This window comes from Pseudomonas sp. NDM (genome assembly GCF_003105095.1).
Taxonomy (GTDB): domain Bacteria; phylum Pseudomonadota; class Gammaproteobacteria; order Pseudomonadales; family Pseudomonadaceae; genus Aquipseudomonas; species Aquipseudomonas moraviensis_A.
This window is the reverse complement of the sequence record NZ_QETJ01000006.1, coordinates 39,842-54,920: the sequence shown is the minus strand read 5'-3', so window position 1 is coordinate 54,920 and position 15,079 is coordinate 39,842. Positions and strand designations below refer to the sequence as shown.

Below are 15,079 nucleotides of genomic sequence, written 5' to 3'. Positions count from 1 at the left end.
CCGTGAACAAGCGGCGCCGGCTCCCGACTTTGCCTGCCGCAATTTGAACAGAAACCCATGATTATCGACCTCTACGGATTCGGCCCGGCGCTCGCCGCTGGCGCGCTGATGACCGTCCAACTGGCGCTCACCGCCCTGTGCCTGGGCCTGGTGCTCGGCCTGCTCGGCGCTCTGGCCAAGACTTCCCCGTACAAGCCGCTGCAATGGCTTGGCGGCAGCTATTCGACGCTGGTGCGCGGCGTCCCGGAATTGCTCTGGGTGCTGTTGATCTACTTCGGTACGGTCAACCTGATGCGCACCCTCGGTGAGTACTTCGGCAACCCCGATTTGCAACTCAACGCTTTCGCCGCCGGTGTGATCGCACTGGGCCTGTGCTTCGGCGCCTACGCCACGGAAGTGTTCCGTGGCGCCCTGCTTGCCATTCCCAAGGGTCACCGTGAGGCCGGCCAGGCCCTGGGCCTGTCGAAGTGGCGGATCTTCACCCGGTTGATCATGCCGCAGATGTGGCGCATCGCCCTGCCCGGCCTGGGCAATCTGTTCATGATCCTGATGAAAGACACCGCGCTGGTATCGGTCATCGGTCTGGAAGAAATCATGCGTCACGCGCAGATCGGCGTGACCGTGTCGAAACAGCCATTCACCTTCTATATGGTCGCGGCGGTCATGTACCTCGCCCTGACGGTACTGGCGATGACCGGCATGCATTTCCTGGAAAAACGCGCCGCCCGCGGCTTTGCGAGGAGCGCGCAATGAATTGGGAAGTCATCATCAAGTGGCTGCCGAAACTGGCGCAGGGCGCGACCCTGACCCTCGAACTGGTTGCCATCGCAGTGATTGCCGGCCTGCTGCTGGCGATTCCGCTGGGCATCGCCCGATCTTCGAAGCTGTGGTACGTGCGCTCGCTGCCTTACGCCTACATCTTCTTTTTCCGGGGCACGCCGTTGCTGGTGCAGCTGTTCCTGGTCTATTACGGCCTGGCGCAGTTCGACGCCGTGCGTGAAAGCTCGCTGTGGCCGTACCTGCGCGATCCATTCTGGTGTGCCACGGTGACCATGACCTTGCACACAGCGGCGTACATCGCCGAGATTCTGCGCGGTGCGATTCAGGCGATTCCACCGGGCGAGATCGAAGCGGCGCGAGCGTTGGGCATGTCCAGGCCGAAAGCGATGTTCTACATCATCCTCCCGCGTGCAGCGCGGATCGGTCTGCCGGCGTACAGCAACGAAGTGATTCTGATGCTCAAGGCCAGCGCCCTGGCCAGCACCGTGACCCTGCTGGAATTGACCGGCATGGCCCGCACGATCATCGCCCGCACCTATTTGCCAGTGGAGATTTTCTTCGCCGCCGGCGTGTTCTATCTGGTCATGGCTTACGTGCTGGTACGCGGCTTCAAGCTGCTGGAGCGCTGGCTGCGCGTCGATGCCTGCCAGGGCCGCTGAAACTTCCTGCGTGCTGACGGGCGATGACTTGCTCGCCCGCTTCATCGCGCTGGATGCTTTTCTGATTGAGCATCAGGCGCTGTGGAAACCTCGACCGTTTACGCATCTTTCCCTTGCGTGGGAAACCAGTCACCCGGAATTGTCTTCCTGGCTTCGCGGGCGATCGCTGGAAGATGCAGAACGCGCGCATAACCATCTTGCTGATCTGACCGATGCGCCCGAGCCATTTGCCTCACTGGCGAAATTGTCGGCCCAACTGAGTGCAGTCGGCGAATTGCCAAGGCACGCGCTTGAGGCTGCCGGGCATCGCTTGAATGTCGATGTACCTGGGCGCAAGTGGCAGCAGATCGAGGCGTTTGCCAGTTGTCTGTCTTTCGCCTCGCAGCCGACGCATTGGCTGGACTGGTGTTCCGGCAAAGGGCATCTGGGTCGACGATTGTTGAGTGAAGGGCAGCAACTGACTTGTGTCGAATATGATCCTTTGTTGGTTGCGAGCGGTCAGGCGCTGAGTCAGCGTCATGACTTGCATGCGCTGCATGTGGAGCAGGACGTACTCGCGGCGGACGCCGCTGCCGTGGTGAGCGCCAGTCACACACCCATCGCCCTGCACGCCTGCGGCGATCTGCACGTACGCCTCATGCGATTGGCGAGTGCCGCCGGATGTCAGCAGATGGCGATCGCGCCATGTTGCTACAACCGGATCAATCGCAGCGAGTATCAGCCACTGTCTTGTGAGGGTTTGCGATCAGCCCTACGGCTATCACTCGAAGATCTGGCTCTGCCGATGAGCGAAACCGTCACCGCCGGTGCGAGGGTCAAACGCCAGCGCGATACCTCGATGGCCCGACGCTTGGCTTTCGATTGTCTGCAACGGCAGTTGCGCGGTACTGACGAGTACTTGCCAACCCCATCTCTGCCGAGCGCCTGGCTGGATAAACCCTTCCCTGACTACTGTCGCGATCTGGCCGCGCTGAAAGAGTTATCCACAGTTGGACCGACGGATTGGGAAAAACTGGAAGCTACCGGTTGGCAGCGACTGGCCGAAGTACGCAACCTGGAATTGCTCCGCGGGTTGTTCCGACGGCCACTGGAGCTTTGGTTGAATCTGGATCGGGCGCTGTTCCTCGTCGAACAGGGCTACACCGTACGCCTTGGCACTTTTTGCGCAGCCCCCCTTACGCCACGGAATTTGCTGGTGTTGGCCGAACGCAAATAAAACGTGACCACCCTGTGGATAACTCTGTTGATGAATCCATAGTGGATCCAATATTTACGCCTGTTTCACGCCATTAACATCGCTGTTCATTTTTTGTTCACATGGATAAAAAACCGTTAAAACAGGAATTTGCGAACAAAATGAGAACGCTTCCAGAAAATCCCGCCTGACCTGAGTCAATCCCAGCCGAATGTGCATAAGCCGCCAATCAAAACGACATAACCGCCTGATTGCACCCGCTCGCAGCGAATAATTGCGGCATCTCGCCCGCCTTGCTATACAAGGCCACAACGTGCCACCCGCACGCGTCCCAACAAGAACAAAACAAACCCGACAGGATGCGACCGTGACGTTTATTTCTTATGCGCAGAATTTTGAAGACGTCCGCTTGTGGCGTGCCCTCAAGCAAGTCGAAGACGGCTTCTATATCGATGTAGGAGCCAATGACCCGAATCACGATTCGGTTACCAAAGCCTTCTATGACCACGGCTGGAACGGCGTGAACGTCGAACCGATACAGAACTACTACGACGCCCTCTGTCAGCAACGTCCGCACGACACTACTGTGCAAAGCATCGCCAGCGATCGGCCCGGCGAAATGACCTTCTACGCTATCCCCGATACCGGCCTGTCCACGGCCGACCCGGCGATCGCCAAACAGCACAAAGATCAAGGCATGGAGGTGCGCAGCCTCACAGTAGACTCGCGCACACTGACGTCGATCTGCGAACAATATGCCGCTGATCGACCGATCCATTTCCTGAAAATCGACGTCGAAGGCCACGAAGAAAGCGTCCTGCGCGGCATGGACTTCACTCGCTTCCGTCCCTGGATCATCGTCATCGAGACCCCCTGGGAGCGCGACCACACGTGGGAACCGCTGGTCACCGACGCCGGTTATCAGGCGATCCTGTTCGACGGTCTCAACACCTGGTTCCTCGCCGACGAACACCTGAACCTCAAACCTGCTTTCGCCATCCCACCGTGCAATCTCGACAACTTCCAGTTGTGCAAAGGCCACGCCTTCGCTCACCCGCTCAGCCCCAGCGAACTCGACACCGCCCAACAACTGGCCAACGCCCTGCAACGCGCGGAGCAGGCCGAAGCGCGACTATCGGCCCTGCAGAACAGCCGCACCGTGAAGGCCGTGCAAACCCTGCGCAATGTGCTACGCAAGGCTTGATTAGAGCGGATGCAAAAATAGTCTGAATTCAGGGGTTTACAGGATCTTCCCAATCGCTATAATCGTCGCCCACACGCCGGTATAGCTCAGTTGGTAGAGCAACTGACTTGTAATCAGTAGGTCCCGGGTTCGACTCCTGGTGCCGGCACCATACAAAACGAAGCCCCTGCAGAAATGCAGGGGCTTTGTTGTTTCTGCTTTGTTTATATCCCTGGCACTTTCCCCCGGTGAAAGTAGCTTCTCCCTCGCACTTCGCGCGATTGGCCACACTTCCTCTTACACACTTCGAAAGCGCGGACTTTGAACCGACGGTCCTCGTTTCCATCTTTATGCTAAATTATGAAATAGCAATAATTAGGGTGTGCACATAAAAAGGTGTAATCGCATGAGCAGCATTTTTCAGCGACCAGAACTGGCTGAGTCAATGGCTAACCAACTTCTTAACCCAGGTGTGCTCGACGAAGGTTTGCGCTCAGGCTTGTTTCTATCTGGTCTGCGCCGCACAGGCAAAACGACGTTTCTGAGGAATGATCTCATCCCGGCCCTGGAAGAAGCAGGCGCTTTGGTCATCTACGTCGATTTATGGAGCGACACTCTGGCTAACCCGGCAACGCTCGTGCACAACGCCATCCGGAAAACCCTGAAAGATCTGCAAACACCTGGCTCCTCTGCCTTGGAAACCTTCAAGCGAGTCAGCAATGTTGAAATCGGCGCCGCTGGATTCAAGTTCGGCTTCAAACTCGACAGCATTGGCAACGTCGACGGCCCGACACTGGCGCAAGCACTCACCGAAGTCGTAGATCAAGCCAAGACTGATCTGGTGTTGATCATTGACGAGGTGCAGCATGCCATTTCCTCAGACGACGGTAATCAGCTGCTCCTGGCACTCAAAGCCGCCCGCGATGCAATCAACCCTCGTCCGAAAACGCCGGGATACTTTCTATTTATCGGCACAGGTTCGCACAGAGCGCAAGTCAGCGAACTGACCGCCAAACGCAACCACGCCTTTTCCGGCGCCACGTCAGCAGCCTATCCATTGCTGAAAGGCGATTACGTTGAGTTTTTGCTCAACAGACTCGCAATTACCGTGAAGCAGGACAAATTACCGTCCCTCGAAGCTGCAATCGAAGCGTTCGACACTTTGGGCAATCGGCCTGAAGAAATGCTGAAGGCCCTACGCCAACTCTTACAGCAAGAGGGCGAGCCAGATGTTTTTCTGCCAGTAATCGCCAGTACACTACGTTCGGCGGCGGCAAGCATCGAGCTGGAAAAAGTCGAGCAACTGGGTAGCTTGGCTCAAGCCGTTTTCAACAAGATCGCATCTACAGAAGGCGATGCTCGCGGAATTTTTTCCACAGACGCAGCGGCTGAATATTCAAAGTCCGTCGGGCGAGAGGTGCGGGTCGAAGAGATTCAGCCGGTAGTGATTGCGCTGGTTGCCGAGAACATCATCATGCGACGCGGGCATGGCATTTATGCGATCACCGATCAATTCGTGCAAGAGATCTGGCTGGAGGAGCGGGCTTTGATCGAGGGAAGTTAGGCTCAAGCAGTATTGGAGCAGTATTGGGGACAGACCCCTTCGAGGGCTTTTTGCGTTTCAGACCTGACTGATCTCGAACACAAACGAAATCTTCTGCTGACCCGCACTCCACACATAGCGCAAATGTTTGCCCTGCTTCGGAATCGAAACCGCCGGGGGCCGAAACGCCGCAACGCATTCATGCCCCGCCAATCGCACGCTGTTATAGAGCAAGCCCCAAGATTCAGCATCGCGCAATTGCCGCGCAAATACCTGCGACGGCCCGTAGGCGTCCGGATCAGGCTGATGCAAATGATCAAAGCCATGACGAACGTCATGCAGCGGTTTGATCACCTGATTGACGTAAGTGCGCATGGTCAATTCGAGATCGGCTTCCTGGGTCGCGGCGAGGAAGCGTTCCTGGTGGAAACAGGTTTCGGCGATGGCTGCGGCCTGGCTGCTGGCAGCGTAATAGACGCCGAAGGTGCCGTCGCTGAAACGGCTGCGTTTGCCGACATGGGTAAACGCGGCCATTACTGGACTGGAACCGGGGCCGGACAGGCGATCTTCCGGGCGCACGCGAGCGAGCACGCCGGCCTGCTCGATCAGACGATCATTGGTTAGCGCTTCGATGGCGTAGGCGACTTCGAGGTCTTCTGGATCGAGCACATCTTCGAACAGCGCAATCGGCGGGAAGCTGCTGTTGACGATGCGATACGCGCGCGGCCATGGCACCTCGACCAGCGTCGGCGTTTTCAACCGCGCACTCCATCGAGGTAGCGGCGCACATCGGCGATGTCGACCACCCTGCCCGCCAGCATGTAATCCAGTGCGGTTTTGCCGTTGAAAGGTGCCGCGGTGTTCGGGCTGCTGACCCAAGCGTAAGCGCGCTCGCGGCTGTTGCTGAAGATGATGCTCAACGCCTTGTGAATGCCCATCAGGTAGGAGATCCGCTCAAGGGTGTCGTTAGGCAGACGTATGTTCGGCAAATGTTTGTATTTATAAAACGTGGTGTTGCCGACGCCGCCCAGCAATGTGCGTTGCTGCTCGGCGCTGCAGCCCCAACGCTCCATAAGGTTGAAGAAGAACTTCAGCGCGACGCGACCGGCTTCGGGGGCGTCGAGTTGTTCGCGTGGGATGAGGGCTGGAGATGAGGTAGGCATAGACGCCTCCTGATTTTGTCTTAGCTCAAGACTAGTACAAAACTGTAATTTTTTAGAGTTTTGATACACAAACGAACAATCGCAACAAACAGCCGCACAGAAGCCGGAGTTAAGCCGGCTTATGTATCCAGATATTCTGCGGGTAATTGCTGCCCCAAGAACAAACATCGCCATCACATTCCGGACGTCGTTCATGTCTCGCCTTCCGGCACGGTTATAACGATCCCAAGAATTCTTGAATTCAGAAGTCTGTGCACACTGTTTAGGCCGATCAGCGCGTTTTTGCGTTTTCTCCGGTTTCGCCATCAACAGTCCTCAGCATGTCGTCTATGGAGTCGAAACGCTGACGGATTTCTCGTGCTTCCATCATTGCGCGCGCCGTTTTCTCTGATGGAACTCGCACCTCGAAGGGAAGCCCCTGAGTGGCAACAACCTGTCGCAGAAAAAGTCGCATGGCGTCGCTGATGCTCAGCCCGCAAGCGTTTAAGACTTCAGTGGCACGCGTTTTCAAATCCTCATCAATGCGGCAACGCACATCGGTAGTTTTGAGTAGTGCAGCCATTACGATTACCTCGTTGTAATTTTGTAGCTACATCAGCGCTACCTCTACATTGTGGTCGGAGGGATCTTCGTCGGTCAACGCGAAGTTGATAGGTGGTTGTTAACCGCCATGGATCGACTGCCAGGTATCCATTTCAACTCCTTTGACAGGTAAGCGCTATCAGCTAAATCGCTACTCTGCCTGAGATCGTTCTGCGCGTGACGCTGGCAAAAACCTCGGAGGATGTAAGCCGTTTCTCATCGGAAAAACCGCCCCCACGCACCAAAACCCAGCACTTTTTTTGACCTCCATCACCCCCAAGCCACCAAAAACCCCGATCCTCTGTCAGCCTCCAGCCATCGGCGGGGGAATCAATTCGCTACTAAATCCGCGACAACTATGCTCAGGTGCAGGAATATAGCCGGCATATGGCGCCGGTTCGGTCGTTTCGTAAACAACAATACCCAGCCCACTTCAGAGGGCATTACCCATGGATAGCAGAACCTTACGCAACCTCATGCGCATCGTGCAGACCGGCTCGTTGTCGGCTGCAGCCGAGCATTCGTGCCTGACTGTGCAGGCGTTGGCCGCGCAGTTGAACAAGGTCGAAGAGCAGTTCGGTTTCCGCTTGTTTCGCCGTTCAAACAAGGGGCTGACGCTGACGCCGCAAGGCACGGAGCTGACGCCCTACATCGACAAAGTGTTGATCGCCACGCGGCAGATGGAGGAAAAGGTCGAGGCCCTGAAGGTGCCGGGGCAGCGGACGTTGAAGGTGGCGTTGAACAACACGCTGTCGCCTGACTTCAACCGGCGCATGATCGGACGTCTGATCGAGGTGTTTCCCGATTACCAGATGGAATTCAGCTACGCCGAGTCGATGGAAAATCTCAGCAAGCTGAAGAACGAAGATTTCGACCTCGCCGTGCTGATCGGCCCGCAGCGTCCCGGCTTGCCGAGCATCGTGCTGCCGGATGTGCAGGTGCAGGTGGTTGGTGCGCATTGCGGTCAGGAAAACGATCCTTTGACCTTGCTGGGCAACAAGTTCCAGGTGCGTCCTGCTGAAGACTGTCCGTATTCCCACAGCTTTTTGCGTTTTCTCGACGCCGGCCTGGGCAATCACGAGAACGGTCAGCGCATGGTCTATTCATGCAGCGAGACCTTGACGCTGTCGCTCATCACACAGATGGATGCGGTCGGTATGGTCTCGCGTGAAGCGGCGCAGAAGAACGGCCTGACGATCTTCCCCGGTTTCGAGGATTTTCTCGAAGTGCGCCTGGCGGTGAACAATCCGGAGTTGTCGCACCAGGCGTTGAACGATGTCGTCGATATGCCGCTACATGAACGAGCCGAGCGCAATGTACGCAGCCGTCCCCACCGCCACACTGAGAAAGAGGTTTTTGCTGAAATACGCACATAGCAACGTCGGAATCGCGGCATAGAATTCCGGGCGATCGAGCTGTATCTGCCGGTCCTTGATCAACAGGGGCGTGAGGCTGATCGCAGCGACGATCGCCACCGGCAAATATTCCAGCGCCCGCGCCACGAACGGCGGCCAGTGTTCGGTGTTGATCTGCAGCGGCAAGGCACGTGGCAGAAAGGTCACGGCCATCATTAATGCCACCACCAGAATCAGGAACGTTTGGTCAGGCATACACCCACTCCGCAGCCCACAAACGTGGCGATAAATACGTTGAAGGGCGAACTGCCGATCAGGCTCAGTGCCCCCATGCAGACCACGGCGGCAGCGGCGGCGATCAGTTTTTTGCGCGTGTTGCACAGCGAAACCAGCACGTAGAGCATCATCGCCGTGAGCGCGTAATCGAGCTGATATTTGATCAGGTGCGCCGCGTACTGCGCGCAGACTGCACCGAGCAAACCGCCGAGCACCCACGAGGTGTGGCAGAACAGGTTGAAACCGATCAGATAACGCACGTTGACCGGGGCGCCAGTGCCGAGCTTGACGCTGTGGAAGGCGAAGGATTCGTCGGTCAGGCCACCGGCGTAAGCCCAACGTTCCATGCGGCTCAAGCCAAGGGCGCGCAGGGCCTTGGCCATGTACACCGACATCAGCATGTGCCGCGCATTGATCAGGAACGTGGTCAGTACGATGGTGGTCAGCGATGCGCCGCTGGAGATCAGCGCCAGCGCGGCGAATTGCGATGCGCCGGCATACACGAACAAGCACATCGCCACCGGCAGCCACATCGGCAAACCAGCGTTGACCGCCATCAGCCCGAAGACAAACGACACGGTGAAATACCCGGCGACTACCGGGCTGGCTTCGGCAAACGTGCGCGACGGTTGATGAGTCGCCATCAACGGTGCGCTGCCGGACCTTTCATTCATAGATCCCTCTCAAATGTCCGTTCGCCGTGAGGTTCGCAAAAACCCTGGGCGGTCCAGAATCGCTTGCCCGCGAGGTTAGCATCGTCGACGAACAGAAACATCCGCAGAACCCCGACCCGCTTCATGTCGGATGACGCGGCTTCGACCAGGCGCTGACCCACGCCCTGGCTGCGGTAGCGCGGGCTGACGGCCAGATGATTGATCGTGCCGCGGCTGCCGAGCATGCCGCCCAGCACCGCGCCGACGATCTCGCCGTCGACATCGAACGCCAGGTACGCCGTGGTGGTTTTCTGGATCAACACGCCGCGCAGGCATTTGGCGTCCTGCCATTCGCAGAACGACACTTCGTCGAACTGGCGGAAGAAGCGCTCCATGCGTTGCGCATCCTTGGCCGTAGCCCGGCGCAGGACCACTGGCGTCGAGCATTCGACGCCGTCGATTGGGGTGATCTGATTAGCGAACAATGTCGAAAGCGGTCCCGGGCCGCGAGAAGGAAATTGCCAGAATCTGCCGGTATGCCATGGCATGCGTGTGAGTGTTGCGCGCCGGGGTCACGTAGTGACGCATGTCGCGATCGAGGAAGTAGGTGGTGTCGAGAATTTCCTCGTAGGTGGTCGCCGCCAATTGATGCTTGTGGATGTCGTACAGACGACTCTCCGCACCCTCGACGTTATTGCGTCCCCAGAAGTGCACGCCGCTGAACGGATAGCCATCGCAGTGAATGCCTTCGGGAGTGATTTCCAGCTGTTTGCCGGGTTTGATCTCGATGCGAATCTGATGGATCTGGCATTGCCAGATTTCATCGTGCAACTCTTCCGGCAGAACGCTCTTGTACACTTCGAAATCGGTGTCGATCAGGCTGCGCATCACCGGTGAAGAGATCACTTCTTCGGAAAAGTCCTGAAAATGCCGTACCACGCCACCGACGTAAGCGTTGTTCGCTTTCGATTGCACATAGGCGCGATGCTCGAGTTGTTTGAGTTCGCGGGTTTTCGGGTTGTATTCAAAGTCGCTGTAACGACGGTAGCGCATGCCGGCTTCGGCCTGACCGTAATAGCTGTCAGGCTCCATGTTTTCCCAACTCTTGGTCAGTCTGACGAAGTCGGCAAAATGACCGTAGAGATTGAAGTCACCACCCTGGACGTTGACAAATTTGTCGCGCCGTAGCGATTCGCCCACTTCTCTGTTCAAAACGATCATTACCAGATTCTCCGCTGCGTTGAACGCCCTAATCTATTAGGTGGAGAATTTGCGTCCATGAGAAAGAATTTCAGGCATTTGAAGTGTTGTTTGAAACGAAACCTGCAGCGCATCGAAAACAACTTTTACATGACAAAAACTCTGGTTATTTCCGGTTTCGACTGAAAAACCGTCGAAAAAAAACCCCGAACGAATCGGGGTTTTCTCATTTTTCTTACAGCATTTCGATCATCAGAAGATATTGATCGGATAGTCCACGAATACTCGCACTTCGTTACCGCTGACGTTGTACTCGCTGGATTTCTGCGAGACACGCAGAATCGAGCTGCGCAGTTTCACGCTCAGGTCTTTGGCCGGACCACTTTGCACGACGTACTTGAACTGGTTGAAGATCTCGCGCTCGGTGCCGCCTTCGCTGGTGGAGGTGGTGATGTTGTCGCCACGCACGTAAGCGAAGTTGTAGCTCAGACCCGGAACGCCGAATACACCGAAGTCCAGGCCGTAGCCCAGCTGCCAGCTGCGTTCATCTTCGGCGTTGAAGTCCGACCAGTAGGAGTTGGCCAGGTAGATGGTATTGCCACCGTCACCGACACGCCCCTGATCTTTCTGATAACCGCCGTAGGCGTAACCCAGGTTGCTGTCGCCGGTGGAACGCTGGTGCGCCACGGTGAACGAATGCGGGCCGGTGGCGAAGGTCGCCGCCAGGCTCCAGATCTTGTTGTCGTCGCCGGTTACACCGTTTTCGCGGACATAGGAGTTGTCCAGTTTGGTGCGATAGCCGTTGAAGTCCAGGGTCAGCGACTGGTCCTTGTTGAACGGAATAACGTAGTTGGCGTTCACGTACTGTTTCTTCAAGACGTCTTCAACGTCCGACGCATAGAGCGCGCCTTTGAAGCGTTCGGTGAACTGATAGCTGCCGCCCAATACATTGATCGACTTCAGACCGCCGCTGTCACGGCCTTCATCGCTCTTGCGCGATTCAGCGGTAAAACGACCGGCATTCAACTCCAGACCTTTGATCTCACGGGAAGTGATCAAAGTACCGGTGTAGCTTTCCGGCAACAGACGCACGTTGTCGTAACTCAGCACCGGCAGGGCCGGCATCTGGTCGCCGTAGGTCAGCACGGTGTTGGAGAAGCGGAATTTGACCGCTGCGCCGCCCTTGGCGATGTCGTGGTTGGCGCGACCGTCATTTTCCTGCTTGAAGAAGTCGATGCCTTGCGCGCCGGTGCGTCCCTTGCCACCGTCCAGACGCAGTGCGTACAGACCAAAGGCGTCAACACCGACACCCACGGTGCCTTGGGTGAAGCCGGACGAGAACGTCCCGATCGCCGCCTGGCCCCACTCGGCTTTGTCCGGGCGACCGTCTTTGTAATCACGATTGATGTAGGCGTTGCGCAGCAGCACTTTGAGGCTGCTGTCTTCAACGAAACCCTTGGATTCGGCCTGGTCGTTAGCCATGGCCTGTGTAGCACTCAACATCCCCAGTGCGATCAGACTGATTCGCTTGTTCAACATTTTGTTTTCCTTATTACGGGTTGAAACGCGCTGTGTCGAACGGCTGAAACGGCGCTTTTGCACTCTTGTATTCACCCCGAAACAAAAAGACCCGCCGACGGATACGTCATGGCGGGCCTGCTCCTTATTTTGAGTCATGGCGGTTAGCCACAGGCGTTAGGCGGAATCGTAGCCGCGCCCTTAACAGTGTGTCAATTTCAAGAATCGTCTTTAAATAGGCGAAAAACGTCTAAGAAACGTAAATTCTTAGCTGGGCGATTGCAGGAAAACCAGATTAAGCAGGGAGTTTTGATTAGTGGGAGCGAGCCTGCTCGCGAAAAGCGGTGGATCAGTCAACGAGTCATTGGCAGGGCGGACGCCTTCGCGAGCAGGCTCGCTCCCACCTTTGAATACCTTTAGATAAAATTCAGGCAAAAAAAAGCGCCGCCAATCCCGGCAGCGCTTTGATCAATCCCTGTTACTCCTGTCCTTCCATCACATCCCACAACGCTTCCAGTTCGGCCTCGCTGAACAGCCCAGCGGGGTAGCGCTCGATCATCATCCGGCGCGGATCAGGTTCTCTGATCTGACGCGTTCCATTGGACTTCAACCAGTGCGCGACAAGCTGGAGCGATTCGCCATTGACGGCCATGGGATGCACAGTCCGCTCGCTGACTACGTTCACTTCGGCGTTCATTTCAGCGCTCTCCCCCGTTCATGAGCGGCTAAGTTATCCAAGGTTTGTGACAGAACTGTTGAAGTTCCCCGCCCTCCCTAGTGCAACAGAAGCAATACAAGAGCTATGCCAAAGCGCGCCGAACAGCGACCGGCGGATACAAACAAGCCCGCGGTCCTGACGGGCTGCGGGCTTGCTTTCATGCGTAGCGAGCTAATCATTGCCAGGCTGATTTGTTAACCAACTCAAGCTGTTACGACTCAACTCACTCTTTGTGCGGCGCCGGCTGTTGCTGGGTAAGGCAGTGAATATTGCCGCCACCCAGTAACAGTTCGCGGCCCGGCACCATCACCACTTCGTGCTGCGGGAACAGCTTCTGCAGGATTTCCTTGGCTGGCGCGTCCATCGGGTCATCGAAGCTCGGCGCGATGATGCCGCCGTTGACGATCAGGAAATTCACGTAGGAACCGGCCAGGCGCACGGACGGATTACGCTCCTGCGAGCCGTCCACCGGATCGACCCCGGCGCACTCTTCCTCGGTCGCATACAATGGCCCCGGAATCGGCATTTTGTGCACCGTGAACGGGCGGCCCTTGGCGTCGGTGCTGTCTTGCAGCACGCGCATTGCGGCCTGGCAGCGTGGATAGTTCGGATCCTGCGGATCATCGGTCCACGCCAGCAATACTTCCCCCGGGCGCACGTAGCAGCAAAAGTTATCCACATGGCCGTCGGTTTCGTCGTTGAACAGACCATCCGGCAGCCAGATGATCTTGTCCACGGACAGGTTGTCACTGAGCATCGCTTCGATTTCTTCGCGGCTCAGGTGCGGGTTGCGATTGCGGTTTAGCAGGCATTCTTCGGTGGTGATCAAAGTGCCTTCGCCGTCGACATGAATCGAACCGCCTTCGAGCACGAAACCTTCAGTGCGGTAGCGCGGGCTGCGCTCGATCTCGAGGATTTTTCCGCCGACCTGCGAGTCACGATTCCACGGCGCATACAGACCGCCATCGAAACCACCCCAGGCGTTGAAATCCCAGTTCACACCGCGCACTTCGCCACGGTTGTTGATGACGAAGGTCGGGCCGCTGTCGCGAACCCAGGCGTCGTCGCTGGACATTTCCACCACGCGGATATTCGGCACATCGAGACGCGCGCGGGCGTTTTCGTACTGGCCGGCGGAGACGGCAACGGTCACTGGCTCGAAACGGGCGATGGCTTTGGCTACCGCGACGTGCGCGGCCTGCGCCGGTTTGCCACCCAGACGCCAGTTGTCCGGGCGCTCGGGCCAGATCATCCAGGTCTGGGTTTGAGGCGCCCACTCGGCCGGCATGTAGAAGCCGTCGGCGCGTGGGGTACTTTTCAATGTGGTCATCAGGACTCCAGGGAACCGTCGAGGGTTTTCAACGCGCCGTACAGATTCGGCCGGCGGTCGCGGAATGAACCCCACGCGCTGCGAATATGCTCGAGCTCGTCGAGGTTGAACGTGTGCACAAGAATACCTTCTTCGGTTTTATTCAGCTCCTGCACTTTTTCACCGAACTGGTTGGCGATGAACGATGAGCCATAGAAGGTGATGTCATAACCGTCCTGTTCTTCGTTGCCGATGCGGTTGCTGGCGATCAGCGGCATCAGGTTGGCGCCGGCATGGCCCTGCTGCACACGTTGCCAGTGATCGCGCGAAGAAATGCTGTTGTCGTGTGGCTCGCTGCCAATGGCGGTCGGATAGAACAGGATTTCCGCGCCTTGCAGGGCCATGCTGCGGGCCGCTTCCGGAAACCACTGATCCCAGCAGATGCCTACGCCGATTTTCGCGTAACGGGTGTTCCACACTTTGAAACCGGTGTCGCCCGGGTTGAAGTAATACTTCTCGTGATAGCCCGGGCCGTCCGGGATGTGGCTTTTACGATAAATCCCGAGGTTGCTGCCATCAGCGTCGATGATCGCGATGCTGTTGAAGCGCGCCCGCCCGGCCAGCTCGTAGAAGCTGATCGGCAACACCACTTGAAGTTCTTGGGCGATTTTCTGGAAATGCCTGATGGCGACGTTTTCTTCAACGGTCGTTGCCAGTTGCAGGTAATCCGGATTCGGCTTCTGGCAAAAGTACGGTGCCTCGAACAGCTCTTGAATCAGGATGATCTGCGCACCTTTGGCGGCGGCTTCACGCACCAGCCTTTCAGCAGTTTCGAGGTTGGCTTCAAGATCCCACGAACAGGCCATCTGCGTGGCGGCGACGGTAACGATACGGCTCATGAATCATCTCCGGGCTAGTGCTTTGACGGTCGACGAATTCGACCGA

General features: G+C 57.1%; 17 protein-coding genes and 1 tRNA gene. 7 read left to right on the top strand and 11 right to left on the bottom strand.

Annotated elements, in window-relative coordinates:
* The first annotated feature begins 57 nt into the window (after positions 1-57).
* The 6 genes from DCO47_RS02885 to DCO47_RS02860 all read left to right on the top strand — a co-directional run bounded on the left by DCO47_RS02885 (position 58) and on the right by DCO47_RS02860 (position 5,381).
* Positions 58-753 carry an ABC transporter permease gene (locus DCO47_RS02885; protein WP_064363371.1) on the top strand — a complete coding sequence of 232 codons (696 nt, stop codon included), beginning with the start codon at positions 58-60 and terminating at the stop codon, positions 751-753.
* The gene (locus tag DCO47_RS02880) at positions 750-1,439 is read left to right on the top strand and encodes an ABC transporter permease (protein ID WP_064363372.1); all 690 of its coding nucleotides are present in this window, start codon (positions 750-752) and stop codon (positions 1,437-1,439) included. The genes DCO47_RS02885 and DCO47_RS02880 overlap by 4 nt, the downstream gene beginning before the upstream one ends.
* Positions 1,420-2,655, top strand: coding sequence for a methyltransferase (locus DCO47_RS02875; RefSeq protein WP_116657396.1), 1,236 nt, complete (start codon positions 1,420-1,422; stop codon positions 2,653-2,655). The genes DCO47_RS02880 and DCO47_RS02875 overlap by 20 nt, the downstream gene beginning before the upstream one ends.
* Before the next feature lie 346 nt (positions 2,656-3,001).
* Positions 3,002-3,838 carry an FkbM family methyltransferase gene (locus DCO47_RS02870; RefSeq protein WP_116657395.1) on the top strand — a complete coding sequence of 279 codons (837 nt, stop codon included), beginning with the start codon at positions 3,002-3,004 and terminating at the stop codon, positions 3,836-3,838.
* A gap of 75 nt (positions 3,839-3,913) precedes the next feature.
* A tRNA-Thr gene (locus DCO47_RS02865) sits at positions 3,914-3,989 on the top strand.
* Positions 3,990-4,223: 234 nt separating this feature from the next.
* Positions 4,224-5,381, top strand: coding sequence for an AAA family ATPase (locus tag DCO47_RS02860; RefSeq protein ID WP_042608616.1), 1,158 nt, complete (start codon positions 4,224-4,226; stop codon positions 5,379-5,381).
* Positions 5,382-5,438: 57 nt separating this feature from the next.
* Here DCO47_RS02860 and DCO47_RS02855 read toward each other — a convergent pair whose 3' ends face one another.
* From DCO47_RS02855 to DCO47_RS02845, 3 genes are all read right to left on the bottom strand, one after another.
* A complete protein-coding gene (locus tag DCO47_RS02855) occupies positions 5,439-6,119 on the bottom strand; it encodes an RES family NAD+ phosphorylase (protein ID WP_065615380.1) in 681 nt (226 codons plus the stop codon).
* Complete coding sequence (locus tag DCO47_RS02850) at positions 6,116-6,523, bottom strand: MbcA/ParS/Xre antitoxin family protein (RefSeq protein ID WP_083353988.1); 408 nt, start codon at positions 6,521-6,523, stop codon at positions 6,116-6,118. Before DCO47_RS02850 ends, DCO47_RS02855 begins: the two co-directional genes overlap by 4 nt.
* 271 nt (positions 6,524-6,794) lie before the next feature.
* Positions 6,795-7,085 carry a type II toxin-antitoxin system RelB/DinJ family antitoxin gene (locus DCO47_RS02845; protein WP_065615378.1) on the bottom strand — a complete coding sequence of 97 codons (291 nt, stop codon included), beginning with the start codon at positions 7,083-7,085 and terminating at the stop codon, positions 6,795-6,797.
* Between the two features lie 469 nt (positions 7,086-7,554).
* On the opposite strand from DCO47_RS02845, the gene DCO47_RS02840 reads away from it, so the two are divergent.
* A complete protein-coding gene (locus tag DCO47_RS02840) occupies positions 7,555-8,481 on the top strand; it encodes a LysR family transcriptional regulator (RefSeq protein ID WP_042608612.1) in 927 nt (308 codons plus the stop codon).
* On the opposite strand, the gene DCO47_RS02835 is transcribed toward DCO47_RS02840, so the two are convergent.
* The 8 genes from DCO47_RS02835 to aguB form a co-directional block, all read right to left on the bottom strand.
* The gene (locus DCO47_RS02835) at positions 8,398-8,715 is read right to left on the bottom strand and encodes an AzlD domain-containing protein (protein WP_042608611.1); all 318 of its coding nucleotides are present in this window, start codon (positions 8,713-8,715) and stop codon (positions 8,398-8,400) included. The genes DCO47_RS02840 and DCO47_RS02835 overlap by 84 nt on opposite strands.
* Positions 8,694-9,410 (bottom strand): AzlC family ABC transporter permease, encoded by a 717-nt coding sequence (locus DCO47_RS02830; RefSeq protein ID WP_042608610.1) that lies wholly within the window; start codon positions 9,408-9,410, stop codon positions 8,694-8,696. The genes DCO47_RS02835 and DCO47_RS02830 overlap by 22 nt, the downstream gene beginning before the upstream one ends.
* Positions 9,407-9,784, bottom strand: coding sequence for a GNAT family N-acetyltransferase (locus DCO47_RS02825; RefSeq protein ID WP_042608609.1), 378 nt, complete (start codon positions 9,782-9,784; stop codon positions 9,407-9,409). Before DCO47_RS02825 ends, DCO47_RS02830 begins: the two co-directional genes overlap by 4 nt.
* Before the next feature lie 79 nt (positions 9,785-9,863).
* The gene (locus DCO47_RS02820) at positions 9,864-10,610 is read right to left on the bottom strand and encodes a 2OG-Fe dioxygenase family protein (protein WP_064363380.1); all 747 of its coding nucleotides are present in this window, start codon (positions 10,608-10,610) and stop codon (positions 9,864-9,866) included.
* Between the two features lie 231 nt (positions 10,611-10,841).
* The gene (locus DCO47_RS02815) at positions 10,842-12,128 is read right to left on the bottom strand and encodes an OprD family porin (protein ID WP_065615377.1); all 1,287 of its coding nucleotides are present in this window, start codon (positions 12,126-12,128) and stop codon (positions 10,842-10,844) included.
* A gap of 457 nt (positions 12,129-12,585) precedes the next feature.
* On the bottom strand, positions 12,586-12,804 hold the full coding sequence (locus tag DCO47_RS02810; protein WP_064363382.1) for a hypothetical protein: 219 nt from the start codon (positions 12,802-12,804) through the stop codon (positions 12,586-12,588).
* A gap of 244 nt (positions 12,805-13,048) precedes the next feature.
* Positions 13,049-14,155, bottom strand: a complete 1,107-nt coding sequence (aguA, locus tag DCO47_RS02805; protein WP_116657394.1) for an agmatine deiminase — start codon at positions 14,153-14,155, stop codon at positions 13,049-13,051.
* Positions 14,155-15,033 (bottom strand): N-carbamoylputrescine amidase, encoded by an 879-nt coding sequence (gene aguB, locus DCO47_RS02800; protein ID WP_083353986.1) that lies wholly within the window; start codon positions 15,031-15,033, stop codon positions 14,155-14,157. The genes aguA and aguB overlap by 1 nt, the downstream gene beginning before the upstream one ends.
* Positions 15,034-15,079: the final 46 nt, after the last annotated feature.